This is a genomic window from Methylobacterium sp. UNC300MFChir4.1, assembly GCF_900110155.1.
GTDB lineage: Bacteria > Pseudomonadota > Alphaproteobacteria > Rhizobiales > Beijerinckiaceae > Methylobacterium.
The window spans coordinates 136,228-159,056 of sequence record NZ_FOCS01000015.1 but is presented as its reverse complement, the minus strand read 5'-3'; the positions used below and the strand labels follow the sequence as shown (position 1 = coordinate 159,056).

General features: G+C 72.6%; 22 protein-coding genes and 1 tRNA gene. 10 read left to right on the top strand and 13 right to left on the bottom strand.

The genetic code is table 11. The annotated features are described in order from the left end of the window. The 3 genes from BMY19_RS20090 to BMY19_RS20080 all read right to left on the bottom strand — a co-directional run. Positions 1-666: polysaccharide biosynthesis/export family protein (locus BMY19_RS20090; protein ID WP_170863007.1), on the bottom strand; the 666-nt coding region annotated here is incomplete at its 3' end. Between the two features lie 193 nt (positions 667-859). Further along, positions 860-2,350, bottom strand: coding sequence for an LTA synthase family protein (locus BMY19_RS20085; RefSeq protein WP_100252729.1), 1,491 nt, complete (start codon positions 2,348-2,350; stop codon positions 860-862). Positions 2,351-2,568: 218 nt separating this feature from the next. Continuing rightward, on the bottom strand, positions 2,569-4,071 hold the full coding sequence (locus BMY19_RS20080; RefSeq protein WP_100252728.1) for a capsular polysaccharide export protein, LipB/KpsS family: 1,503 nt from the start codon (positions 4,069-4,071) through the stop codon (positions 2,569-2,571). A 336-nt stretch (positions 4,072-4,407) separates the two neighbouring features. Between BMY19_RS20080 and BMY19_RS20075 the strand changes: the two genes are divergently transcribed. The 4 genes from BMY19_RS20075 (at position 4,408) to BMY19_RS20060 (ending at position 7,931) form a co-directional block, all read left to right on the top strand. Continuing rightward, positions 4,408-5,715 carry a capsule biosynthesis protein gene (locus tag BMY19_RS20075; RefSeq protein ID WP_100252727.1) on the top strand — a complete coding sequence of 436 codons (1,308 nt, stop codon included), beginning with the start codon at positions 4,408-4,410 and terminating at the stop codon, positions 5,713-5,715. 115 nt (positions 5,716-5,830) lie between these two features. Beyond that, positions 5,831-6,598 (top strand): SDR family NAD(P)-dependent oxidoreductase, encoded by a 768-nt coding sequence (locus tag BMY19_RS20070; RefSeq protein WP_100252726.1) that lies wholly within the window; start codon positions 5,831-5,833, stop codon positions 6,596-6,598. Further along, positions 6,598-7,458, top strand: a complete 861-nt coding sequence (locus BMY19_RS20065) for a formyltransferase family protein (protein WP_020093748.1) — start codon at positions 6,598-6,600, stop codon at positions 7,456-7,458. Before BMY19_RS20070 ends, BMY19_RS20065 begins: the two co-directional genes overlap by 1 nt. Positions 7,459-7,520: 62 nt before the next feature. Then, positions 7,521-7,931: a flagellar basal body rod protein FlgC gene (locus BMY19_RS20060; protein ID WP_020093747.1), complete on the top strand. Its 411-nt coding sequence runs from the start codon at positions 7,521-7,523 to the stop codon at positions 7,929-7,931. On the opposite strand, the gene BMY19_RS20055 is transcribed toward BMY19_RS20060, so the two are convergent. The 3 genes from BMY19_RS20055 to BMY19_RS20045 all read right to left on the bottom strand — a co-directional run bounded on the left by BMY19_RS20055 (position 7,924) and on the right by BMY19_RS20045 (position 12,120). After that, positions 7,924-9,312, bottom strand: a complete 1,389-nt coding sequence (locus BMY19_RS20055) for an amino acid permease (RefSeq protein ID WP_100252725.1) — start codon at positions 9,310-9,312, stop codon at positions 7,924-7,926. The two genes, BMY19_RS20060 and BMY19_RS20055, sit on opposite strands and share 8 nt — an antisense overlap. A 115-nt stretch (positions 9,313-9,427) precedes the next feature. Beyond that, a complete protein-coding gene (locus BMY19_RS20050) occupies positions 9,428-10,114 on the bottom strand; it encodes a hypothetical protein (protein ID WP_100252724.1) in 687 nt (228 codons plus the stop codon). Next, a complete protein-coding gene (locus BMY19_RS20045) occupies positions 10,111-12,120 on the bottom strand; it encodes a hypothetical protein (protein ID WP_100252723.1) in 2,010 nt (669 codons plus the stop codon). Before BMY19_RS20045 ends, BMY19_RS20050 begins: the two co-directional genes overlap by 4 nt. 291 nt (positions 12,121-12,411) lie before the next feature. On the opposite strand from BMY19_RS20045, the gene rpsO reads away from it, so the two are divergent. The 3 genes from rpsO (at position 12,412) to BMY19_RS20030 (ending at position 15,516) form a co-directional block, all read left to right on the top strand. After that, positions 12,412-12,681, top strand: a complete 270-nt coding sequence (gene rpsO, locus BMY19_RS20040; protein WP_012317943.1) for a 30S ribosomal protein S15 — start codon at positions 12,412-12,414, stop codon at positions 12,679-12,681. A gap of 221 nt (positions 12,682-12,902) precedes the next feature. Continuing rightward, positions 12,903-15,122 (top strand): polyribonucleotide nucleotidyltransferase, encoded by a 2,220-nt coding sequence (gene pnp / locus BMY19_RS20035; RefSeq protein WP_091979533.1) that lies wholly within the window; start codon positions 12,903-12,905, stop codon positions 15,120-15,122. 172 nt (positions 15,123-15,294) lie between these two features. Beyond that, entirely contained in the window at positions 15,295-15,516 is a 222-nt protein-coding gene (locus BMY19_RS20030) for a YgaP-like transmembrane domain (RefSeq protein WP_020093742.1), read from the top strand. 219 nt (positions 15,517-15,735) lie between these two features. Here BMY19_RS20030 and BMY19_RS20025 read toward each other — a convergent pair whose 3' ends face one another. After that, the gene (locus BMY19_RS20025) at positions 15,736-15,999 is read right to left on the bottom strand and encodes a GlsB/YeaQ/YmgE family stress response membrane protein (RefSeq protein WP_012317940.1); all 264 of its coding nucleotides are present in this window, start codon (positions 15,997-15,999) and stop codon (positions 15,736-15,738) included. A 182-nt stretch (positions 16,000-16,181) separates the two neighbouring features. Here BMY19_RS20025 and BMY19_RS20020 point away from each other — a divergent pair, with 182 nt between their 5' ends. Further along, positions 16,182-16,538: a RidA family protein gene (locus BMY19_RS20020; protein WP_020093741.1), complete on the top strand. Its 357-nt coding sequence runs from the start codon at positions 16,182-16,184 to the stop codon at positions 16,536-16,538. Continuing rightward, on the top strand, positions 16,535-17,662 hold the full coding sequence (locus BMY19_RS20015; RefSeq protein ID WP_020093740.1) for a polyamine ABC transporter substrate-binding protein: 1,128 nt from the start codon (positions 16,535-16,537) through the stop codon (positions 17,660-17,662). The genes BMY19_RS20020 and BMY19_RS20015 overlap by 4 nt, the downstream gene beginning before the upstream one ends. Positions 17,663-17,685: 23 nt before the next feature. Here the strand turns inward: BMY19_RS20015 and BMY19_RS20010 are convergent, their stop codons facing one another. From BMY19_RS20010 to BMY19_RS19995, 4 genes are all read right to left on the bottom strand, one after another. Then, positions 17,686-18,357, bottom strand: coding sequence for an ankyrin repeat domain-containing protein (locus BMY19_RS20010; protein ID WP_100252722.1), 672 nt, complete (start codon positions 18,355-18,357; stop codon positions 17,686-17,688). Positions 18,358-18,562: 205 nt separating this feature from the next. Next, positions 18,563-18,973 (bottom strand): DUF3597 domain-containing protein, encoded by a 411-nt coding sequence (locus tag BMY19_RS20005; RefSeq protein WP_100252721.1) that lies wholly within the window; start codon positions 18,971-18,973, stop codon positions 18,563-18,565. A 121-nt stretch (positions 18,974-19,094) separates the two neighbouring features. Continuing rightward, positions 19,095-19,418 carry a hypothetical protein gene (locus tag BMY19_RS20000; protein ID WP_042671911.1) on the bottom strand — a complete coding sequence of 108 codons (324 nt, stop codon included), beginning with the start codon at positions 19,416-19,418 and terminating at the stop codon, positions 19,095-19,097. A 22-nt stretch (positions 19,419-19,440) separates the two neighbouring features. Further along, positions 19,441-21,291 (bottom strand): DEAD/DEAH box helicase, encoded by a 1,851-nt coding sequence (locus BMY19_RS19995; RefSeq protein ID WP_100252720.1) that lies wholly within the window; start codon positions 21,289-21,291, stop codon positions 19,441-19,443. Between the two features lie 289 nt (positions 21,292-21,580). Between BMY19_RS19995 and BMY19_RS19990 the strand changes: the two genes are divergently transcribed. After that, positions 21,581-21,664, top strand: a tRNA-Tyr gene (locus BMY19_RS19990). Between the two features lie 17 nt (positions 21,665-21,681). On the opposite strand, the gene ruvC is transcribed toward BMY19_RS19990, so the two are convergent. Both ruvC and BMY19_RS19980 read right to left on the bottom strand, forming a co-directional pair. Next, positions 21,682-22,305, bottom strand: a complete 624-nt coding sequence (gene ruvC / locus BMY19_RS19985; protein WP_100252719.1) for a crossover junction endodeoxyribonuclease RuvC — start codon at positions 22,303-22,305, stop codon at positions 21,682-21,684. Between the two features lie 123 nt (positions 22,306-22,428). After that, positions 22,429-22,749 carry a YnfA family protein gene (locus BMY19_RS19980; RefSeq protein WP_100252718.1) on the bottom strand — a complete coding sequence of 107 codons (321 nt, stop codon included), beginning with the start codon at positions 22,747-22,749 and terminating at the stop codon, positions 22,429-22,431. Positions 22,750-22,829: the final 80 nt, after the last annotated feature.

Below are 22,829 nucleotides of genomic sequence, written 5' to 3'. Positions count from 1 at the left end.
GAAGGTCTCGTTGACCGGCGCGCGGTTGCCGCCGGCGGCGGCGATGACGTCGAGGATGCGGTCGCCGTGGCCCGAGAGCGGCAGGCGGGCGCCGGCGGCGCCCTCGCCGGTGACGGTGACGGCCTGGGAGATCGGGCGGGTGACCGAGACCAGCACCTGGGGCTGGATGGCCTTGCCGGCGAGCTCGTTCTCGATGAGCGCCTGGACGTCCTGGGTGCGGCGGCCGGCGACCTTGATGCGGCCGGCATAGGGCACCGAGATGGCGCCGTCGCGCCCGACGGGCTGCTCGGGGATGAGGGCGGACTTGGATCCGGCGGAGAAGCGGTCGGCGACCAGCGGACCGGAGAACAGGCCGCCGGATCCGGCTTCCCAGACGGAGACCGAGACCATGTCGCCGATGCCGATGACCGGCTCGGAGGAGGGGCGATGGTCGCCGAAGGAGGCGAGCAGGCTGTCGAGGGGGCGGCCGCGCAGGGCCTCGACCACGGAGGGCGTGACGTCGATGATCTCGTAGCGGGCAAGGATCCCGCCGTCAGCCGTGGCGACCTCGGCCCCGGCCTGGATCGCGCTCGCCGTCGGACCCGCCGCGGGCATGTACGTGCAGCCGCCGGCAGATCCAGCCGCGAGGGCGGCCATCAGGGCGGTGCACGCCGTCTTACGCAGCATCACAAAGATTTCTCCTCGCCGAGCCCGCGCCATCGCTGGCCCGGGCCGGGATACCCAGTTTGACCGCCAAACGCTGCGATCGCTTTAACGACCGCGCCGGTGCGGCGGCCGCCGTGCGGACGGTCGCGCTATCCGCGGGCAATGCGTCACCAGCGTGGCACGGCCACGCTTATGCCGCGCAAGCTTAACCGTATCATGTCCCCGCGGCGATGTCCGCAGGTGCCGTCGCGAGGGCCCCGCGGAGCGCCCGACCGAGCTCGTCGGCGGCGATGTCGGCGCGGCGCGGGACCGCCTGCGGGCGGCCGAAGCGGAACAGGGCGTACTCGGTCGTCCGCCCGCCGAAGCCCGGCTTGCAGCTCGGCAGCGACGGTGCGTGGTCGCCGAACACGCAGAGCGTGATGGTCTGGCCGCGCTCGCGGGCGACGGCGTCCAGGCCCGCGACGAGATCCTCGACCATCCGCCCGGTATTGGCGACGTGATGGAGGTACTGCGCCTGCGGATCGTCGATGCCCGGCAGCCGCCCGGGCTTCCAGGGGCCGTGGTTCTCCATGGTCACGCAGAACAGGAACAGCGGCGCGCGCCGGGCCCGGACTTCCGCGAGGAGGCGCGCGCCGAGGGCGACGTCCCCGACATAGGGCCCGACGCGCGGCGCCTCCGCGAACGCCTCGCCCATCACGAGATCGGCGAAGCCGAAGGCCTCCATCACCCGCGCCCGGCGGAAGAAGTCGCGGTGGAACGGGTGCAGGAACAGGGTCCCGTAGCCCCGACTCCCGGCGAGCCGGGCGAGGCTCGTCGGCTCGTCGCCGCTGCGGGACGTGTAGGGGTCGTAGCGGCCGAAGCCGAGGCTCTCGGACGGACGGCCTGTGAGCACCGCGTGCTCGCTGCGCATCGTGTAGGCGCCGTGCGCCGGAACCCGCAGGCGCCCGTACTGCGCGGCCCGGGTTCTGAACAGGTCCATCGCCGGCAGTTTCGCGCCGCCGAGCCGCTCCGGATCGACGAAGGATTCGAGCTGGATCACCACGACGACATCGTCGCCCGGGCCCTCCGGCAGGGTCGGCGCCGCGGGCACCGGCACGCCGCCCGCCATCGCGCGGGCGGTGTAGCCGAGGAGGCTCGCCGGGAGGCCGACCCGGGTCACGTCGGCCTCCAGGTCGGGCTCGGGGAACCAGCGGGCGATCAGCCGGGCGAGCGGCGGCCGCGGGGCGGCCTTGACCAGCAGCCAGAGCGCGAGCGGGAGGCCGAGCATCGCCAGCACCCGCGGCAGGGTCGCGGCGGGCAGCACGCTCGGCTCGATCCAGTACCACAGCGCGGTGAACGCCGCGGTGAGCAGGACCGGCACGGCGATGCGCGGGTCCCACAGGGGCGGGATGTAGTAGAGCTGCGGATGCCGCGGCACCTGGGGCAGCAGGGCGAAATCGCTGAACAGCAGCGGCTCGCCGATCACCGAGCGCTTCGCGCGGCTGACGACGATCAGGATCGCCACGGTGATCACGCAGGTCAGCCCCGCGAGCCAGGGCCGCCAGGAGAACTCGAACCAGAACAGCAGGATCAGCAGGTAGCCGAGCAGCCGCAGGCCGAGATCCCGGGGCGCGAGGCTCGCCCGGGTGGTCGAGTCGCCCGCGAACACCTCCAGGGCGAGGCACACGGCGAGCGCGAGACCGGTGGCGATGAGGAACGTCGTCAAGACACGGGCACTCGGCGTGGGGCGGGCCTGCTCGCCGCCGGCATCCGGTCCGGCAGGAAACAGCGCGCGGGAGCAAGGGCTTGCGAGCCGTTCCTGATCCGGAATGATCGGAAACGGTCCCGGGGCGGGCGGTTGCGGGCGGACTCTAGCAGCGCGCGCTATCGCTTTGGTGTCACATCAGGGTCTCGCGGAACCGGATTCGCGCCGCGCGCCGCGCCCTAGCGCGGTCCGCCGCCGGCCTCGCGGCCGACGCCGCGCCGGCTGCGCAGGGCCCGCACGACGGGATTGAGGAGGCCGTAGCGGGCACGCATCACCAGGTGGGCCGTCCGGCCGAGGGAGAGGGCGTTGCGCGGCGCTGCCGCCCGGGCCGCGCTGAGGCGGTCGAGGAGCTGTTCCGGCGTGCACGGCTTCATCGCCACCGGGTCGAGGTAGCGCGCGTAGAGGATCATGGCGCCGGCCACCAGCTCATCGAGGCTCAGCCGGCGGCCGCGGTCGGCGCCCGGCGCGAGATCCTCCGACAGGCCCCAGCCGGAGTAGAACGGCCGGCCGTGGGTCGCCACGGTGAGGCCGCGGATCAGGGCCTCGAACCCGGCGAGGGACGTCATGGTCTCGACGTGATGCACCCGGTCGAGGAGGTCGACGATGCTGATGCCGCCCACGATCCGGTCGGCCAGGGTCAGGGCCTCCGCCTCCGGGATGATGCCGGGACGGAACCCGGCCTCCACGTCGGGATGCGGCTTGTAGAGCAGGAACGCGTCCGGGTTGCGCTGCCGCGCCGCCTCCAGCAGCGCCCGGTTCGAGCGGACCAGCGGCGAGCCGTGGCGCACCGAGGCGTCGTCCTCCACCTGGCCGGGCACGAGGACGATCCGCCGGCCGGCCGGCCAGTCGAGCGCGGCGGCGTCGAGGCCGACATTGTACTTGCTGAGCCGGCGCGCCACGACCTCCTCGCGCAGGCGCCGTGCCCGGGCGACGAGGTCCGGGGTGAAGTCGGCCTCGGCGAGCAGCCGCTGCAGGCGGCTCTCCCGGCGCGGGTCGTAGTAGATGCCGAGGTCGTCCACCACGATGGAGGCGCCGGGTTGCAGGCTGGCGCCGAGCCCCACGGAGCGCAGGAACCCGTCCTCCACGCGGGCCAGCGGCAGGCCGGCCCGCGCGCAGGCTTCCTCGAGCTGGCCGGGAGCCCGCGTCGCCCAGGCGAGGAGGCGGCCGCCGTGGCGCTGTCCCGCGGCGATCGCGGCCTCGGTGGTCATGGTGTGGATCGGCCGGCCGGCGGGGCCCGCGCCCAGGACGTCGAGGGCGGGCCGCTTCCAGCGCGACATCCCGACATAGACCACCCGCCGGTCGTTCTCGGCGAAGCGCGTGGCGAGCCACGCCACCCGCTCGGCGCAGGTCGCGCGGTCGATCGGCGCCCTGGTCCAGGGGTCGAGGTAATGGACGCCGCCCTCCCCGCCGAGGGGCACCCCGTCGAGGGTGATCCGCAGGGATGCGAAGCCGGACTCCGGCGAGTCGTAGGGGCTCAGGAGCGGCCCGGGCGCGACCACGAGTCGGCGCCGCCCCGTCAGCGCCAGCAGGCGCCCGGCGAGGCTCCCCGCGCCCCAAGTCGCGCCGACGGCGCCGGGGCGCGCCGGACCGAAGGCGAGGCCCGTCGCGGCCTCGATCTCCGCCCGCAGGCGGCGGATCGTGCGGCCGGTCGCGTAGAGCGACGGGGTCGGGTCTGCGGGCATGGTCGGTGCGTCCGGCTCCGGTCGGGTGAGGTGCGGAACAGGCCTGTAGCGCATTTTCGCCGGCATGGGATGGTGATGCAACGCGGGGACAACCTGAGCGCGCGTCGCCGTCGCCACGTCCTGGAAAGGATTTGGACATATCGTCGCCGCGATTGCCCGCCTATTCCGGAGGCTAGGCCGCAGACGCGGGACCGTTGCAGACGGGCCACGCCGGCGCGGAAACGCCATGCCGCGGCATGGCTTCGGATTGCGGGCTCGCCGGGCACCGTGCCACCTCAAGAGTCTCTCGCCGGTTCGGTTCATCCGGCCCAGGGTCAAGGACAGAAGCGCCGCGGAATGCAACAGCCCGCCCCCGACGCCCTCCGCGACCGCCCCGCGACCTTCCTCTTCCTGCAGGGCATCGCGACGCCGTTCTTCTCCGATCTCGGACAGGCGCTGCGCGCGCGGGGACACTCTGTCCGGCGCATCAATCTCTGCCCCGGCGACTGGCTGTTCTGGAGCGGCGAGGCCGAGAATTACCGCGGTCGCCGCGAGACCTGGGGCGAGTATCTCGACGCCTATCTCGACCGCGAGGGCGTGACCGACATCGTGCTGTTCGGCGATTGCCGGCCTTTCCACAAGGCGGCCCGCATGATCGCCGAGTATCGCGGCCTGCGGGTGCACGTGTTCGAGGAGGGCTATATCCGCCCGAACTGGATCACCTGCGAGCTGGGCGGCGTGAACGGCTTCTCGTCCCTCCCCCGGACGGCCGCCGAGATCCGCGCCCTGGCGCGGCGCCTGCCGCAACCCGGCCGGGCGATGCCCTCCACGGGCGACATGGCCCGGCGCAGCGTCTGGGACGTCGGCTACAACCTCGCCAACGTCCTGTTCCCCTACCTCTTCCCCCATTTCCGCAGCCACCGGCCGACCCATATCGCGGCCGAGTATGCGGGCTGGATCAAGAAGTTCGCCCGCCGCGCGCATACCCGCCGCGAGGCGGCGCGCTGCGACGAGATCTACCGCGCGGTCGGCTGCGACTACTTCCTGCTGCCGCTGCAGCTCGACAGCGACTACCAGATCCGGGTCCACTCGCCGTTCCTCGGCGTCGAGGGCTTCATGGACCGGGTGATCAAGTCCTTCGCGGACGGCTCGTCGGCGCCGACCCGGCTGCTGGTGAAGCTGCACCCGCTCGACAGCGGCCTGATCAACTGGCGCAAGTTCGCCCGCGCCTCGGCCCGCCGCCACGGCGTCAGCGACCGGCTCGACTTCATCGACGGCGGCGACCTGCCGGCCCTGATCAAGGGCGCCCGCGGCGTAGTCATCGTCAACTCGACGGTGGGGATGCTGTCCCTGGAGATGGGCTGCCCGACCCACGCGGTCGGCACCGCGATCTACAACATGGCCGGCCTGACCCATCAGGGCGACCTCGACAGCTTCTGGAAGAATCCGACGCCGCCGGAGACGGACCTGATGGCGGATTTCCGCCGCGTGGTCCTGCACCGGACCCAGGTCAACGGCGGCTTCTTCTCCAAGGAGGCGATCGACCGCGCGGTGGCCGGCTCGGTACCGCGGATGGAGGCCGCCCTCCCCGACGCGATGCTGGCGGCGGCGCGGGCGGTGAGTGAGGCGGCCGAGCGCGACGGCGAGCTCGCGCCGGTCTACTGACCGGGCTCGCCCGGCTCCCGGGCCGTCGCCATTCGGCGGCCTTTGAAGCGCGTTTAACCGCCGGTGAGCCGTTCCCGGCCTTGATCTTTCCCCGCGCGGCGGCGTAACCCGCCCCATGCCCCGCATTCTGATCACCGGCGCGTCGAGCGGCATCGGCGCCGCGCTGGCGCGCCACTACGCGCAAACCGGCGCGAGCCTCATCCTCGTCGGCCGCAACGCCGAGCGGCTGGAGGCGGTCGCCCGGGACTGCCGCGCCAGCGGCGCCGCCGTCGAGACCGCCCGCCTCGACACCCGCGACCGGGCCGCCACCGTGGCGCTGGTCCAGCGGTCGGATGCCGAGGCCTCCCTCGACCTCGTCATCGCCAACGCGGCGGTGAACGGCGGCAACCAGGAAGGGCAGGTGGAGGCCGAGGACGTGGCCTTCGAGACCGCCGACATCAATTACACCGGCACGCTCAACGTGATCCTGCCCGCCCTGACGCTGATGCTCCAGCGCGGGCGCGGCCAGATCGTGCTGCTGTCGTCGCTCGCGGCCTACGCGCCGCTCCAGGACGCGCCGGCCTATAGCGGTGCCAAGGCCGCGCTCGTCGCCCACGGTCTCGCCCTGCGCCAGAAGGTCGCGCCCCGCGGCGTGAAGGTCAACGTCGTCACCCCGGGCTACGTGAAGACGCCGATGGGCGGCGAGCTGAAGGGCTGGCGGCCACTCGAGATCAGCGCCGAGGAGGCGGCCGTGCGGATCGCCAAGGGCATCGCGGCCAACCGCGACGTGATCGCGTTCCCGTTCATCCTCACGGCGCTCGCGCGCACCGTGCTGCTCCTGCCCGAGAACGTCCGCAAGGCCGGCCTCTACGCCTTCCGTTTCCAGCGCCGGAAGCGGCGCTGATGGCGCGACCCCGGATCGCGCTGTTCGTTCTGGAGGCGCTGCCGAACGCCCGCGCGGTGCGCCGGCTCGTCGCCGATCTCCGGGCCGACATCGCGCTGGTCGGGCTCTCCAACGCCGAGCGGCCGTCGAGCGGCGGCCTCACGGGGCAGATCCGGCGGCACCTCGCGCGCTCCGGCCCCGGGATCCTGCCCTACCTCGCGGTCAATTTCGGCCTGCCGGACCTGCTGCGGCCCCTGGCGCCCCTGACCCAGGCGGCGTCCGGCAGCGGCGACGCGCCGGAGGCGACGCCGCTCAGGACCCTGTGCCGCCGCCTCGGCGTCCCGACCCTGACGGTCGACGACGTCAACGGTCCCGACGTCGCGCGGGCCCTCCGGGACGCGGCGCCGGACCTGATCCTCACCTACCATTTCGACCAGATCCTGAAGCCCGAGACCATCGGGCTGGCGCGGCTCGGCGGGATCAACGGGCATCCCGGCCTGCTGCCCCGCCACCGGGGCCCGGTGCCGACGATCCACGCGCTGGCCGACGGGCCCGGGCAGTTCGGCATGACCCTGCACCGGCTGGCGGCCGCGATCGACACCGGCGCGATCCTCGCCCAGGAGGCGCTGGCGCTGCCCGAGGGTACCACCGCGACCCGGGCCTCGGTGGCGCTCCACGCCCACGGGCGCGGGATGCTCGACCGGTTGCTCGAGGACGTCACCCGGAGCGGAACCCTGCCGGAGGGGCGGTCCGAGCCCGTTCTGCCCTACTGCCCGTTCCCCGACCGCGCGATGCTGGCCGCGCTGCGCCGCCGCGGCCTTCGCCTGACCGACGGGCAGGATCTTCGGGACGCGCTGAGCCTCTCCGCGCGGGCGTCTTAACTTCCGGTTAAGGCTGTTCGGCAAGGATTCGGTCAGATCCTCGCCGTCGACAGGGCCCGCGCATGCCGGATACCAGCGCCCTCAACTCGGCCGCCGGCGCCCTGGCCGCCGGCCGGCAGGTGCAGAGCGGGCGGATCCGCGCGATCTCCGAGAACCTCGCCAACGCCGATTCGGTCCCGACGACCCCGGGCGGTGCCCCCTACGCCCGCAAGATCGCGGTGTTCGCCCCGGTGGCGGCCGACAGCCCCCGCGACCCGGTCGGCCGGATCGTCCGCGACACCACCGGCTTCCGCACCCGCTACGACCCGACCAATCCCGGGGCCGACCCGACCGGCTATGTCCGTCTGCCGAACGTCAACGTCGCGGTCGAATCGGCCGACCTCCAGCGGGTGGTCCGGAACTACGAATTGAGCCTGAGCGCCTCGGCCTCGATCAAGACGCTCGCGCAGGCCACCATCAACCTGATCAGCTGAGCCGGCCGTGCCGCCGGCCGTAGCCGGCGTAGATCGCGAGGCCGATCGCCAGCCAGACCGCGAGGCGGATCCAGGTGTCGGCCGGGAGCGACGCCATCAGCGTGACGCAGGACAGGATCCCCAGTCCGGCGATGAGGGTCACCGCCGGCACGCGGAACGGGCGCGCCCGGTCCGGATCGGTCCGGCGCAGGATCAGCACCGTCGCGCAGACGAGGCAGAAGGCCAGGAGCGTGCCGATACTGACGATCTCGCCCAGGACGTCGATGGGCACGAGCCCCGCCACGGCCGCCGTGAACAGGCCGATCACCAGCTGGCTCGCCACGGGCACCCGCGTCACCGGATGGACCCGGCAGAAGATCCTCGGGAGCAGCCCGTCGCGGGCGATGGCGAAGAAGATCCGGCTCTGCCCGTAGAGAGCGGTCAGCGCCGAGGTGGTCAGACCGATCAGGGCGCCGGCCTTGATGATCGTGGCGAAGCCCGTCAGGCCGATCACGTCGACCGCCTTGGCGACCGGGTCGGCGACGTCCAGGTCGCGATAGGGCACGAGTCCCGTGAGGACGGCCGCCATGGCCACGTACAGGATCGTGGTGATCAGCAGCGACCCGATCAGGCCGACCGGCGCGTCGCGCTGCGGCGCCCGGCACTCGCCCGCGGCCGTCGCCACGGTCTCGAAGCCCACGAAGGCGAAGAACACCACCGCGGCGCCGCGGAACACGCCGCTCCAGCCGTAGGCGCCGAAGGTCCCGGCATTCTCCGGCACGAACGGGTGCCAGAGTTCGGGACGCAGATGGGCCACGCCGACACCCACGAAAGCCAGGATGATCGCGACCTTGCAGGCGACCAGCAGGCCGTTGACCAGGGAGGCTTCCGCGGTGGCGCGCATCAGCAGGGCGCTGAGCAGCAGCACGATCCCGGCCGCCGGGAGGTTGACGAGGCCGCCGGCGCCGGGCGCCCCGGCCAGGGCCGGCGGCAGATGCAGGCCGAACTCCGCCGCGAGGGACTGCGCGTAGCCCGACCAGCCCACCGCCACGGTCGCCGCCGCCACGGCGAACTCGAGGACGAGGTCCCAGCCGATGATCCAGGCGGGAAGCCGCCCGAGGCTCGCGCGGGTGTAGGTGTAGGTCGATCCCGGCTCGGGGATCATGGCGGCCAACTCGGCGTAGCACAGGCCGACGAGGCCGCAGGCGACGCCGCCGATCACGAAGGAGAGGCTGAGCGCCGGGCCCGCGTACTGCGCCGCCGCCGTCCCGGTGAGCACGAAGATGCCGGCGCCGATCGTGGCGCCGAGGCCGATGGCGACGAGGCCCGGCGCGGTGAGGCTCCGGGCGAGTCCGCGCCCCGCGCTCGCCCGTTCACCCGTGGTCACCGCGGACTCCGCCATCGCGTCCGTTCTCCCTCGCCCGGATCGTCACCCGGCACTTTTCATGCCCGGACGGCGGCCTCCGCGGAACCGCCCGGACCGGCGCCGCACCGTCCTCGTCCCGAGTCGATACAGCCTACCGCCGCACCGCGCCCACGGGATCGGGTTCAGGGGCCCCGCCGCGCGCTTCCGGGTCGCCCCCGCCGGGCGGGGACGGTGCGGCGGCGATCATCCGGGTGTCGGTCCGGAACGCCCGGGCGACGAGGCCGCAGAAGCGGATGAAGGCGCTGCCCTGCGGGGTGATGACGTAGCCGTCACCCGCTCGCGCGACGTTGCCGGAGGCCTGCTGCTCGGCCAAGCGCCGCTCCATCTGCCGGAACTCGCCGAGGTAGACCCGCTCGAACACCGCCTGCGCGCGCTCAGGCGTGAAGCGCTCCCCGGGATGGGCAGCCATCTGGCCGAGCAGGAACACGCTGATCGACCGGTCGACCGTCACCGGCAGGATCACGAAGGCGCTGAGGTTCAGGGACAGCGACAGGACGCAGGCGCCGAGGGCGTCCCGTCGGCGCAATCCCCAGGCCCGGCCGAGCCCGGCCAGCGCCGCCGTGACCGCCAGGGTCAGCAGGAAGGCGACCGCGAGCAGGATCAGTCCGCGGTAGAACAGGATCGTCACGCCGGACCACAGATCCGTCTGGAACAGCAGCACGAAGCAGGCGAAGCCGACGACGACGGCGCCGGCCTGCAGCAGCGCCTGGGCGCAGAGCCAGCGCAGGGCCTGCCCGGCGCGCGGGCGGGTGGGTGCCGCGGGACTGGGTTCAGTCACGGAGATCCTCCACGGAGATCCTGGACCCGCAGGATCCGGACGAGCGGATCGGCGTAGACCGCGGGGCTGCGCCAGACCCAGAAATCGGGGCTGCTCCAGGGGGCGTCCTGCGCGGTGACGACCAGGGCGCCGATCCCGGCCGCTTCGGCGCGCCGCCGCACCTCGGCGCCGTCCAGGCGGTCGCGGAAGACCGGCGCGACGTCGGCGAGCCGCGACGCCACGGCGTCCGGCGGGGCGCCGAACAGGCGCGCCTCCGCGTCGGCCACCCCCGTCGGCTGGAGGCCGTAGAGCCCGAAATCGAACACCCGGTGCGGCACCGGCGACTGCTGCAGCACCAGGTCCCGGGGCAGGTGCGTGCCCGCCCAGGCGTAGGCCGCGCGCAGCGCCCGGTCGATATCGGGACGGCCGGCGAGGCGGGCGAAGGCGGGCCGGTCCGAGGCGGGATAGGCGCGCATCCCGACGAAGCCGTAGAGGGTCGTCGCGTAGCCGAGGATCAGCAGCGCGGCGAGGAGACCGGGGATCCGGAGCCGCCGCGCCTCGCTCAGGCGGGTCAGGGCCACCACGGTCCAGACCAGGGTCGCGACCTGCGCGAGCAGGACCACGCGCGCGCCGAGGTCGTTGTTGAGGATCGCCGAGCGCAGGACGCCGCCGAGGAGCAGGCTCGCCGCGGCGCAGAGCGTGAGCAGGCGTCCGGCCTCGCGCCCGTGCGCCTCCCGGCGGAGCACGAGGCGCCAGAACAGCAGCGCACCGGCGGCGCAGACCCCCAGGGCCGTGTAATAGTTCAGCGGCAGGAGGATCAGGCGGAGCGCGCTCAGGGCCGGCTCGTCGACGAGGCCGTCGAGCGGCCCGAATCGTCGGATCGAGAACCGGATCGGCGCGCCGCCGTCGGTCCGGTTGGCCAGGACGCTCAGCAGGTAGGGGGCGGCCAGCGCGGCGCTGAGCAGGCCGGCAACTGCCAGCCGGGCTGCGGCGCGCCAGCGGCGCTCCAGGCCGAGCAGCACCAGCCAGGCACCGGCCGCACCCGCCGTGCCGAGGCAGACCCAGACGGACAGGCCCGCGCAGGCCGCAAAGGCGAGTGCCGCGACGCCGATCGCCGCCGCCTCCGCGCGCCTGTCCGGCCGTGTCCGGTCCGCGACCTCCGCCAGGGCCAGGAGTCCGAGCCACCCGGCCAGGGCGCCGGCGACGTGGTGCGGCACCCAGACCAGCGAGGCCGGCCAGTTGAGGACCTGCTCGTTCAGCCATTCCGGAACCGGCAGCCAGGTCCCGGACGTCGTCCGGTCGGCGAGGACCAGCAGGATGTCGAGGCTTCCGGCCGGCAGCAGCAGCAGCACCGCGCGGCGCACGAGCCGGGGCGCGGCGTCCGCGACGAGTCCGGTCGCCGCGAGCAGACGGTCGATCAGGCCGAGGAGCGCGAGGCCGGTCCAGAAGGCCATGCCCGCGAAGGCGGTCCGCCCGTCGACCAGCCGTCCGCCCGCCCAGTCGACCAGGGCGGTGAGCGTGTAGAAGCCGTAATAGTAGCCCGCCCGCTCGGGCCGGGCGAAGAACGGGTCCACCGGCGGTAATCCGTGCTCCACGATCGCGCGGGTCAGGGCGGCGTGCTTGACGAGGTCGATGATCGTCACGGGCCGGTAGAGGGCGGTGCCGGTATCGACGTCGATCAGCGCGTAGGCCACGACGCCGAGCCAGAGCAGCGCGAGGGCGAGCGCCGCCCGGTCGAGGGACTCGCGCAGGCTCCGCGCGACCGGCCGCAGCGCGGCGAGCCCGAGGGTGCCGGTCGCGAGGGCCGCGACCGGGACGCCGCCCGCCTGGATCAGTAGGCTGTCGAGGGCCGGCAGCAGCCCGATCCCGAGGAGCGCCCCGCACAGGAGACGGTCGCCGGGCGCGAGCGTGCGGAACCCGAGGATGCCGGTCAGGCCGCCCAGGGCATAGCCCGGCACGAGAACGAGGGGGATACCGAGCAGCGTCGCGACGGCGACGCCGCACGCATCCGAGAAGGTGCCGTTCATCGCCGGGCCGCGTCGCGTGAGCGGTTCCGGGTAGCACGGCGGCGTTAACCGTTCTTTGGACGGGCCCGGACAGCCGCGACGCGCCACCGCTGCGGCCCGCCCGGCTCGGGACTGGCATAACCGTCGGTTTCGTGTATGGATCGCGCGGCCTCGACCCGGGTTGCCGGGCGGGGCTTGAGCCGCTTGGCGCTGTGACCGTGCTGGACGACATCCCGGCACCGGCCGAACGCCGAGCCCGCGCGCGCCCGTTTGGGGCGCCGCATCCGACCAGCACAACCCGAAAGGCACGCGATGTCGATCACGGCAGAGCGCAAGACCGCGCTCATCAAGGAACACCGCAAGGACGCCAAGGACACCGGGTCCCCCGAGGTCCAGGTGGCGATCCTCACCGAGCGGATCACCAACCTCACCGGCCACTTCAAGACCCACGGCAAGGACAACCATTCCCGCCGCGGCCTCCTGAAGCTGGTCTCGCAGCGCCGCTCGCTGCTCGACTACGTCAAGCGCAAGGATGAGGCCCGCTACCGCGCCCTCATCGAGCGTCTCGGCATCCGCCGCTAAGGCACGTCTCGCGCGGTTCCGGGCCCGGCCCGGGGCCGCGTTTCATCATCGCGGGCTGCCGGAATGGGTCCGGCCGTCCGTCAAGCGGGCCGCTTCGAGGCGCCAGCGTTGGGGCAGGATCGCGAGACACTTCGCCGAGCGTTATCGGGCGCAGTGTCTCGCCGTCTTGCCCCCGGGCGGCGCCGGGCTTGGGCCCGCCGCAGGCAAGGAAGAGATTGAGAATGTTCGACGTTCAACGCGAAGAGCTGATGTGGGGCGACCGCAAGCTCGTCTTGGAGACCGGCAAGGTCGCGCGCCAGGCCGACGGCGCCGTCATCGCCACTTACGGTGAGACCTCGGTGCTCGCGACCGTGGTCGCCGCCAAGGAGCCGAAGCCCGGCATCGACTTCATGCCGCTCACCGTGAACTACCAGGAGCGCGCCTACGCCGCCGGCCGCATCCCGGGCGGCTACTTCAAGCGCGAGGGCCGTCCCTCCGAGAAGGAGACTCTGGTCTCCCGCCTCATCGACCGCCCGATCCGCCCGCTCTTCATCGACGGCTGGCGCAACGACACGCAGGTCGTCGTCACCGTCCTGACCCACGATCTCGAGAACGATCCCGACATCGTCGCGATGGTCGCGGCCTCCGCGGCCCTGACCATCTCGGGCGTGCCGTTCATGGGCCCGATCGGCGGCGCCCGCGTCGGCTACATCAACGGCGGCTACCGGCTGAACCCGCTGGTCACCGAGACCAAGGAAGAGTCGAGCCTCGACCTCGTCGTCGCCGGCACGCAGGACGCGGTGCTGATGGTCGAGTCGGAGGCCAAGGAGCTCTCCGAAGACGTGATGCTCGGCGCCGTGATGTTCGGCCACAAGCACTTCCAGCCGGTGATCGAGGCGATCATCCGCCTCGCCGAGAAGGCCGCCAAGGAGCCGCGCGACTTCAAGGCCCCCGAGAACGCCGACGTCGAGAAGGCCGTCCTGGAGGTCTGCGAGGCGGAGCTCCGCGCCGCCTACACCAAGACCGTCAAGCAGGAGCGCTACGCCGCCGTCGACGCCGTGAAGGCGAAGGTGATGGCCGCCCTCTGCCCCGAGGGCGCCGAGAAGTTCCCGGCCGAGAAGGTCAAGGCCGCCTTCAAGGAGGCCCAGTCGAAGGTGGTCCGCTGGAACATCCTCGACAGCGGCGCCCGCATCGACGGCCGCGACGTGAAGACGGTCCGCTCGATCCTCTCCGAGGTCGGCGTGCTGCCCCGCGCCCACGGCTCGGCCCTGTTCACCCGCGGCGAGACCCAGGCGCTCGTCGTGGCGACGCTGGGCACCGGCGAGGACGAGCAGTTCATCGACGCGCTGGAAGGCACCTACAAGGAGCGCTTCCTGCTCCACTACAACTTCCCTCCCTATTCGGTCGGTGAGACCGGCCGGATGGGCTCGCCGGGCCGCCGCGAGATCGGCCACGGCAAGCTCGCCTGGCGGGCGATCCGCCCGGTCCTGCCGCCGGCCCACGAGTTCCCGTACACGATCCGCGTCGTGTCGGAGATCACCGAGTCCAACGGCTCGTCCTCGATGGCCTCGGTCTGCGGCGGCTCGCTGTCGCTGATGGATGCCGGCGTGCCGCTGCGCCGTCCGGTGGCGGGCATCGCCATGGGCCTCATCCTCGAGGGTGAGCGCTTCGCGGTCCTGTCCGACATCCTCGGCGACGAGGATCACCTCGGCGACATGGACTTCAAGGTGGCCGGCACGGACGAGGGCGTGACCTCGCTCCAGATGGACATCAAGATCGCCGGCATCACCGAGGAGATCATGAAGATCGCCCTCGCCCAGGCGAAGGACGGCCGCGCCCACATCCTGGCCGAGATGGCCAAGGCGCTGACGGCGGCCCGTCCGGAGCTCGGCGAGTACGCGCCGCGCATCGAGACGATGCAGATCCCGACGGACAAGATCCGCGACGTGATCGGCACCGGCGGCAAGGTGATCCGCGAGATCGTCGAGAAGACCGGCGCCAAGATCAACATCGAGGACACGGGCGTCGTGAAGATCGCCTCGGCTGACGGCAAGGCGATCAAGGCGGCCTACAACTGGATCCGCTCGATCGTGGCGGAGCCGGAGGTCGGCGTGATCTACGACGGCACGATCGTGAAGTGCATGGAGTTCGGCGCCTTCGTGAACTTCTTCGGCGCCAAGGACGGCCTCGTCCACATCTCGGAGCTCGCCGCGAACCGGGTCGCCAAGGTGACGGACGTCGTCAAGGAAGGCGACAAGGTCAAGGTGAAGTTCCTCGGTCAGGACGACCGCGGCAAGATCCGCCTGTCCATGAAGGTCGTCGACCAGCAGACCGGCGAGGACATCACCGAGAAGGTGAAGGCTCAGCGCGACGCCGACCGGGCCGAGCGCGGCGACGAGCCGCGCGAGCCCCGCGAGGGCGGCCGCCACCGTGGCGAGCGCCGCCGCGAGGCCGGCGAGTAAGCACGCGGGACGCCCGCGCCGGCCTCGGTCGGCGGGGATCTCTTAGACGGGCGCGGTCCTCCGGGGCCGCGCCCTTTTTGTTGCCCCGTCGAGGTCGGGTCACACCGGTCGTCGGCCGGGAACGGGGCGCCGGATGCCGCGTTCCCCCGCGACTTCCCAATCGGAGACCCTCATGGCCAACGACATGATGCACGACATCTTCAGCGGGCAGCCGAACCTGTCGACGACGGAGCGCGCCGTCTCGGTGGCGCTGGGCCTCGGCATCGCCGCCGCCGCCGCGCAGCCCCGTCCCAACAAGCTCCTGAGCCTGCTGGCCCTCGTGGTCGGCGTGGGCCTCGCCGTGCGCGGCGCCACCGGCCACTGCGCCGTGAAGGCCGCGTCCGAGCATCTCTGAGCCTCAGCCCTCGGAGGGCTTCGGCGCCTCCGTCTTTGCGAGCGCAGCGAAGCAATCCAGGCAGCGCGACGTTCGACATCGTCGCGCTGCCCTGGGTCACGTCGCTGCGCTCGTGATGACGGAGAGCGCTGTGTTGAGACTCGCTACCGGAATGCGTCGGTCAAAAAAAAGGGGCGCCCCGCGGGGCGCCCCTCGTCGTATCCGGACCTGCCGGACTGGTCAGTAGGTGGTGGTGCGGCGGCCGGCGATCAGGCCGTAGATGAACAGCACGACCACGGCCCCCACGATGGCGCCGATGAAGCCCGCGCCCTGGTTCGGCCCGTACCAGCCGATCGCCTGGCCCAGGAAGGTCGCCACGAAGGCGCCGACGATGCCGAGGATCGTGGTCAGGATGAAGCCGGCGGGCTCGTTCGGGCCCGGCATGAGGAACTTGGCGATGACGCCGGCGAGAAACCCGATGATGATGGTCCAGAGAATACCCATGACTGACCCCAAGGCGTGATTGTCGATGGCGGCAGAACGCTTCGAGGCCCGCGACGGTTGCCCGCACCCCGACCGCCGATGACGATTTTCCTCGGGTTCCCGCGGCGCGTGCGCGCGCGGCCCTTTACGGCCGGGCCGGTGCGGCGGCAGATACGCCGGTTCTCGAGGATGTGGAGACGGGTATGGACATTCAGCGGATCGAGCCGGGCAAGCGGATGTCGCAGGCCGTCACCTTCGGCGACATGGTCTACCTCGCCGGGCAGGTCGCGTCCGACACGGTCGGCACCGGGGTCACGATCCAGACCCAGCAGATCCTGTCGGAGATCGACCGGCTGCTCGCCGCGGCCGGCAGCGACAAGGCGCGGATCCTCTCGGCCACCATCTACCTCGCCGACATCGCGACGTTCGCGGAGATGAACGCCGCCTGGGACGCCTGGGTGTCTCCGGAGAACGCGCCGGCCCGCGCCACCGTCGAGGCCAAGCTCGCCGCGCCGGAGTACCTGGTCGAGATCGTGATCGTGGCCGCGAGGAGCCGGTGATCGGCCCGCGTCGGACCGTCCTGGCGGCGGCCGCGGCCGTCCTCGCGGGAGGGCTCCTGGCGGTCCTGCCCCTCGTGCGGCCGGCACCGGCCGCCGAGGAGCGGGTCGTCAACATCTACAACTGGTCGGACTATATCGACCCGCAGGTGCTCGAGGCCTTCACCCGCGAGACCGGGATCAAGGTCGTCTACGACACCTACGACAACAACGAGATCCTGGAGACCAAGCTGCTCGCGGGCCGGTCGGGCTACGACATCGTCGTGCCGTCGGGACCGTACCTGCAGCGGCTGATCCGGGCCGGCGCGTTCCTGCCCCTCGACAAGTCGAAGCTGAAGAACCTCGGCAATCTCTGGCCCGAGGTGACCAGCCGGCTGGCGGCCTACGATCCCGGCAACACCTACGCCGTCGACTACATGTGGGGCACGACCGGCATCGGCTACAACGTCGCCGCGGTGCGCGAGCGCCTGGGCGCCGGCGCGGCGGTCAATTCGTGGTCCGTCGTCCTCAATCCCGCTTCGGCCAACAAGCTGAAGGAGTGCGGGATCATGGTGCTCGACAGCCCCGAGGACCTGATCCCCAGCATGCTCCCGGCCTTCGGCGCCAAGGCGGATTCCAAGCGCTGGGACGACATGACCCTGGTGACCGACGCCCTCTACAAGGTGCGCGGCGCCGTGCGGAAGTTCCACTCGTCGGAATACATCCAGGCGCTGGCCAATGGCGATATCTGCCTGGCCGTCGGCTATTCGGGCGACATCATGCAGGCCAAGCGCCGGGCCGAGGAGGCCAAGAACGGGATCGACATCGCCTACGTCGTGCCCAAGGAAGGCGCCCTGATGTGGTTCGACACCTTCGCGATCCCGAAGGATGCCGCCCACCCGGCCGAGGCGCTGGCCTTCATCGACTACATGATGCGGCCCGAGGTGGCGGCGGCCAACACCAACTTCGTCTCTTACGCCAGCGGCAACCTCGCGGCGAAGAAGTTCGTGAAGCCCGAGATCCTGAGCAATCCCGGCATCTACCCGGACGAGGCGACGATGCAGCGCCTGTCCATCAACACGGCCTGGGACGACCGCACCCAGCGCTTCGTCACCCGCCTCTGGACCCGGGTCCGCACCGGGCGCTGACGCGGATCCCGGCCGGGACTCCGTCAGCGTTCCGGATCCGCCGGGATGCCGCTGCGGGCGAGCCACGCGCGGACCGCCGCGCGGGTCTCGCGCCCGGAAGCGTTGAGCAGGCGCTCGGGGGTGATGAAGAAGTACGGCTGAAAGGTCTTCTGCTGCGCGTTGCGCAGGGCCGGGTCGATCCCGGCCTCGAGCAGCCTCAGCACCCAGGGATTGGCCGCGCCGACCTGTGCCGCCACGTGGAGCAGCGAGTTGCCGGTGGCGTCGACCCAGTTCGGGTCCGCGCCGGCCCGCAGCAGCAGCCCGATATGCGCCTCGCGCCGGTTCTGTACGGCGCGGAACAGCGGCGTCCACTGACCCCGCGGGCTCACCGGGTCGACCGGCGCGCCGTGGCGCAGCAGGATCTCCAGGTAGGTCGGATCCTCGACCATCGCCGCCATGTGCAGCGCGGTCTCCTGATCGAGCCCCGGCACAGACGGGTCCGCCCCCGCGTCGAGCAGGGCCGACAGCGCGCGCGGCCGCGCGTTCCAGATCGCCCATTCGAGCAGGGTGAGGTTCCGGCCGCCGCGGACGGAGAGATCCAGGCCGGGCGCCAGCGCGGCGATGCGCGCGACGTCACCGCGGGCGACCGCCGCGGCGATCGCGGCGAGCGGGGACGCCTCGAAGGCGCCGCTGTGGTCCCCGGTCGGGGTCTCCATGACCGTTCGCTCCTCGGCGCCGCCTGATTCGGCGCTGCGTGACGCGGGTCATGTGACCGATAAACACGGAGGCGCCGCAAGGCCCCCTCCGCAAGTGTCGCCGCCGGTGCGCACCGCCGGCGCACGACGTGGTCAAGAAGCGATCTCGCCGCGGCGCCGGTCGAGACCGTCCGCGGCGAGCCTCGTCGATCCCGGACTCGATGACCTAGTGCTTCAGATCGTCCGGAACCTTGCCGCCGTTCTCGGCGAGCTTCTGCATGACCTGCTTGTGCAGCCAGATGTTCATGCTGGCCGAATCGTCCTTGTCGCCGGTGTAGTGGAGCTCGTCGGCGAGCTGCTTGCGCGCGGCGAGGCCGGAATCGAGGCCCAGCAGCTTCATCAGGTCGACGATCGAGTGCCGCCAGTCGAGCGTCTGCGGGTTCTTCTCGGCAAGGCCGGTGAGCACCGCCGCGACGTCCACCGGCTCGCTGCCGCCGGCCGTGCCGGGGGCCGACGTGGAGGGCGTGCTCGTGCCGGCCGAGCCGCCGGAGCCGGCGTTGGGCGCGGGCGCGGCGTCCGCGGTGCCGCCACCGAACGGATGGAGGATCTTGCTGACGATGCTGCCGAGGAGGCTCATGGATCCGCTCCGATAATCGAGGCCCGATCTCCGCGTCGGGCGGCCATTCAACTGGCTGTGAGCCTTGGCGTTCCGCGATTCGGCAGGCTCGGGACGGTCGGCGCGGCGCGGCCCGGAGCGATCACGACCTCGGCCAGAGGGCGAGGACGAGCGCGGCCCGCTCCTCCGCGAGCGTGCCGTCCGGGACCGGGCGGCCCGCGCGGGCGTACCAGTAGCGCGCGTTGCCGTCGTCGCCCTCGACCCGGTGGAGATGGGCGTGGACCCAGGCCGCGTCGGACCCGCCGGCGTCCTGGACGAGGCGGTGCGCCCGCTCCCAGGCGGCGGAGGCCGGGCCGGACGCGTCCCGGGCGAGCCACCAGAGCGCGGCGAGCGGGGCGTCCCAGACGCTCGGCGGCTCGGACGCGGCGAGTGTCGCGGCGAAGGCGGCGGGGAGGCTCTCGGTCACGGCTGTCTCCTTCCCGGGCGTTTCAGCGGCCGGCGGCGCGCTCCGGCTGCCAGCGCCCGCGGCGCTGCCGGGCCGACCACGCGTAGCGGGCATCGCCGTCGAGGCGGTCGAGATGGTCGGAGAGGCGGTTTCGCTCGAGCCAGGACAGGGCCGCCTCCAACTCCGGGAGGGTCATGGTCGCGCGGCCCTTGCCGAGCACCCGCTTGAGAACGGCGTTGTAGCGGTGGGCGAGGTTGCCGCCGCGGGGCACGCGCAGCGAGGTCTCGTCCTCCACAGCCTGGGACGCAACCACGGCAGCGAGCCGCTGGCGCAGCGTCCGCTCGGTGACGGAGGGCGGTTCGGGCGCGGGCGCCGCGGGAACCGGTTCGGGGAGGCGCGGGCGCAGCAGGGCGTAGCGCATCCCGATCGCGTTGCTCTCCAGGGGCGTGATCCCGCCCGGCTCGTCGTCGCGCCAGCGGGTCCGCTCCGGCACGACGGCGCTCGCCGGCCGCTCGCGGGGCGGCCGGACGCTGCTGCCCTGCTCGGTCTCGAGTTCGAGGCGGAACCGCGCGAAGAGCGGGTCGTCGGGGTGGAAGATCAGCGCCTGCTGCCCGTCGTAGGGGCCGGCATGGGGATCGACCCGGGTGGCCCGGGCGAGCATCTGCTCGAGCCAGGGCCGGGAGCGGATATGGGTCAGGGCCGCGACCACCGCGACCTCCGGGGCGTCGAGCCCCTCGTACGCCATCGCCACCGTCACCAGCACGGCCGGTTCCGGCGTGAGCCGGAACGCTGCCAGAGCCGCGTGGGCGTCGCCCTGGCCGGAGGTCGCGAGACGGACATCGCGCGCGCCCTGCCCGGCCGGCATCCAGTCGCGCAGGGTCGCGAGATAGGCCCGCGCGCTCGCCTGATCGGGCGCCACCACGAGGAGCTTGCCGAGCCCCCGGGCCGGTTCGCCGGGCGGGAGATCGCGCTCCGCCCGGCGCCGGGCGCGCAGGCGCTTCGTGGCGAAGAACGCCTCGCTCAGAAGGTCGCGGGCGAAGCCGGTCCGCAGGGCGGTGAACAGCGCCGGCCGGGTGGTGATCCGGACCGCGCCCGCGCCGAGCCGGTGCGGCCCGACGCGCGGGCTGTCGCCGGCGATCCGGCCGCCCTCCAGCCAGCTCGCCTCGCCGTCGAGGGCGCCGAACGTCACCGGCAGCACCGCCCGCTCGGCCAGCGCCTGCGCCCGCGAGTAGCCGATGACCGCGAGGCCGGTCGCGTCGAGGTCGAGTTCCGGTCCACGGCCGGGCGCGGCGGGCTGGTAGGGCAGTCCGAGAATCCGCCGCCCGTCCGCCCGCTCCAGCGTCCCGGACAGGTACAGGCGCACGGTCGCCGCCTCCATGACGGGCAGCATCGCGCGGGACCACGCCCCCGCCTCGGCATCCTCCGCGGAGGCTTCGTCGGCGCCCGGGCGACCGGGGACCGGCAGGTGATGAACCTCGTCGACCACCAGCAGGGTGCGGTGCGCCCGCGCCTCCGCGAGGTGGAGCGCCGGGGCGGCGGCGACCGCCTGATAGGTGGTGACGTAGCCGGCCAGACCCCGCGCCGGGTCGCGCTCGTTGTCGGCGGCCCGGACGCTGAGGGCGTGCCCGAAGGCCGCGCGCCACAGCGGGTCGGCGAAGGCTTCCTCGGCCTGCAGCCGCAGGGAATCCCGCGGCACCACCCAGACCACGCGCTCGACGAGCCCCACCTCGATCAGCCGGTGCGCGGCGATGACCGGCAGCAGCGACTTGCCCCCGCCCGGCGTGACCGCCGCCAGGATCTTCCGGACATGAGCCGCCTCCCCGCTCGCCATGGCCGCGACCAGGGCCATCAGCGTGCGCTGGTGCGACCGCAGGGACGGGGCGGGACGGGTCAAGGGCCGGCGAAGCAGGGCGACATCGCCACACCGTGGCCGATCCGGATTCCTTTGTGAATCCCCGGAGTCGCGGAACGTTCGCGTTTTCGTCCCAATGGCGGAGCCGCGGGCACCGCGAGGCCGGAAGAGGGTCGACTCTGCAAGCGCGGCCGCCCGGATCGCGGCGACGCCGAGCGAAACCGCCCCGCTCTCCACGATTGCCGCGTCCGGCGAGACGGATCGGTCCACCATAAGCGTTGACACCCGGCCCACCCCTCACCATAAGGGCGCCGCGGGCGATGCCCGCCTTGGGGGAATGTCCCGAGCGGCAAAGGGGGCGGACTGTAAATCCGCTGCGTAAGCTTCGTAGGTTCGAGTCCTACTTCCCCCACCAAGTTCTTCCCGATCCCGTCAACCTTGTTTCGCCAGCGCGGCCTCGATGCGCGCGGCCGCGGCGGCCGAGAAGCCCTTCCCTGCGAGCCCTTGTCCCGCGGCCGCCTGACCGGTGAGCGAGCGGCGCTTGCCCCCCGGCAGATGCGCCTGCCGCAGGGCGTGGGCGTCCCGGTGACTGGCATGGGTGATCGCGATGGCCAGCGCGTCGGCGGCGTCCGCGACGCGGAACTCGGCCTTCGGCAGAAGGAAGCGGACCATCGCCTGGATCTGCACCTTCTCGGCGTGGCCAGAGCCCGCGACGGTCTTCTTGATGAGGTTGGGGGCGTACTCGAACACCGGCAGTCCGGCGAGGGCCGGCACGAGCAGCGCCATCGCCCGCGCATGGCCCAGCTTGAGCGTCGCCTGGGCGTCCTTGTTGACGAAGGTCTCCTCCACGGCGACCTCGTCGGGCCGAACGGCCTCGACGACGCGGCCGATCCCCTCGAACAGCTCCCGCAGCCGCAGGGCCAGCGGAAGCTCCCCGTCCGAGGTCACGACCCCGCAATCGCCGTAGGTGAGCTTCGTGCCCTGCGCGGTGATCAGGCCCCAGCCGGTGCGGCGGAGTCCGGGGTCGATCCCGAGAATGCGGACGGCGCTGGTCATGGGGCTCCACGGCTCGGTGAACGGCCCGAGGCTGCCGTACGTATCGTGAACGCTTGGTTTCACCAAGGTTCCGGGCGCGGAAGCGGTCGGCCGTGGCCGGCCCGGCACGGTGCCGGGTCGAGCTCACCCCCGGCGACCGAGGAGGATCAGCGCCGTTCCGGCGAGGCAGACCGCGCTGCCCGCGAGGTCCCACCGGTCGGGCCGCTGACCCTCCGCGAGCCACAGCCACAGGACCGAGGCCGCGACGTAGACGCCGCCGTAGGCCGCGAAGGCGCGCCCCGCCGCGGGGCTGTCCACGAGGGTCAGGAGGACCGCGAAGGCCGCCAGCGAGGCGAGGCCCGGCAGCGCCCACCAGGCCGACCGCCCGAGCCGCAGCCAGGCCCAGAACGCGAAGCAGCCGGCGATCTCGGCGAGGGCAGCGGCCGCGTAGGCGAGGAGGGTCATCGCGTCAGCTTGGCACGGCGCGCCGCGCGGGACGAGCCCGGCGCCGAGGACGGACCGCGACCGGCATTAAGCTCCCGGCA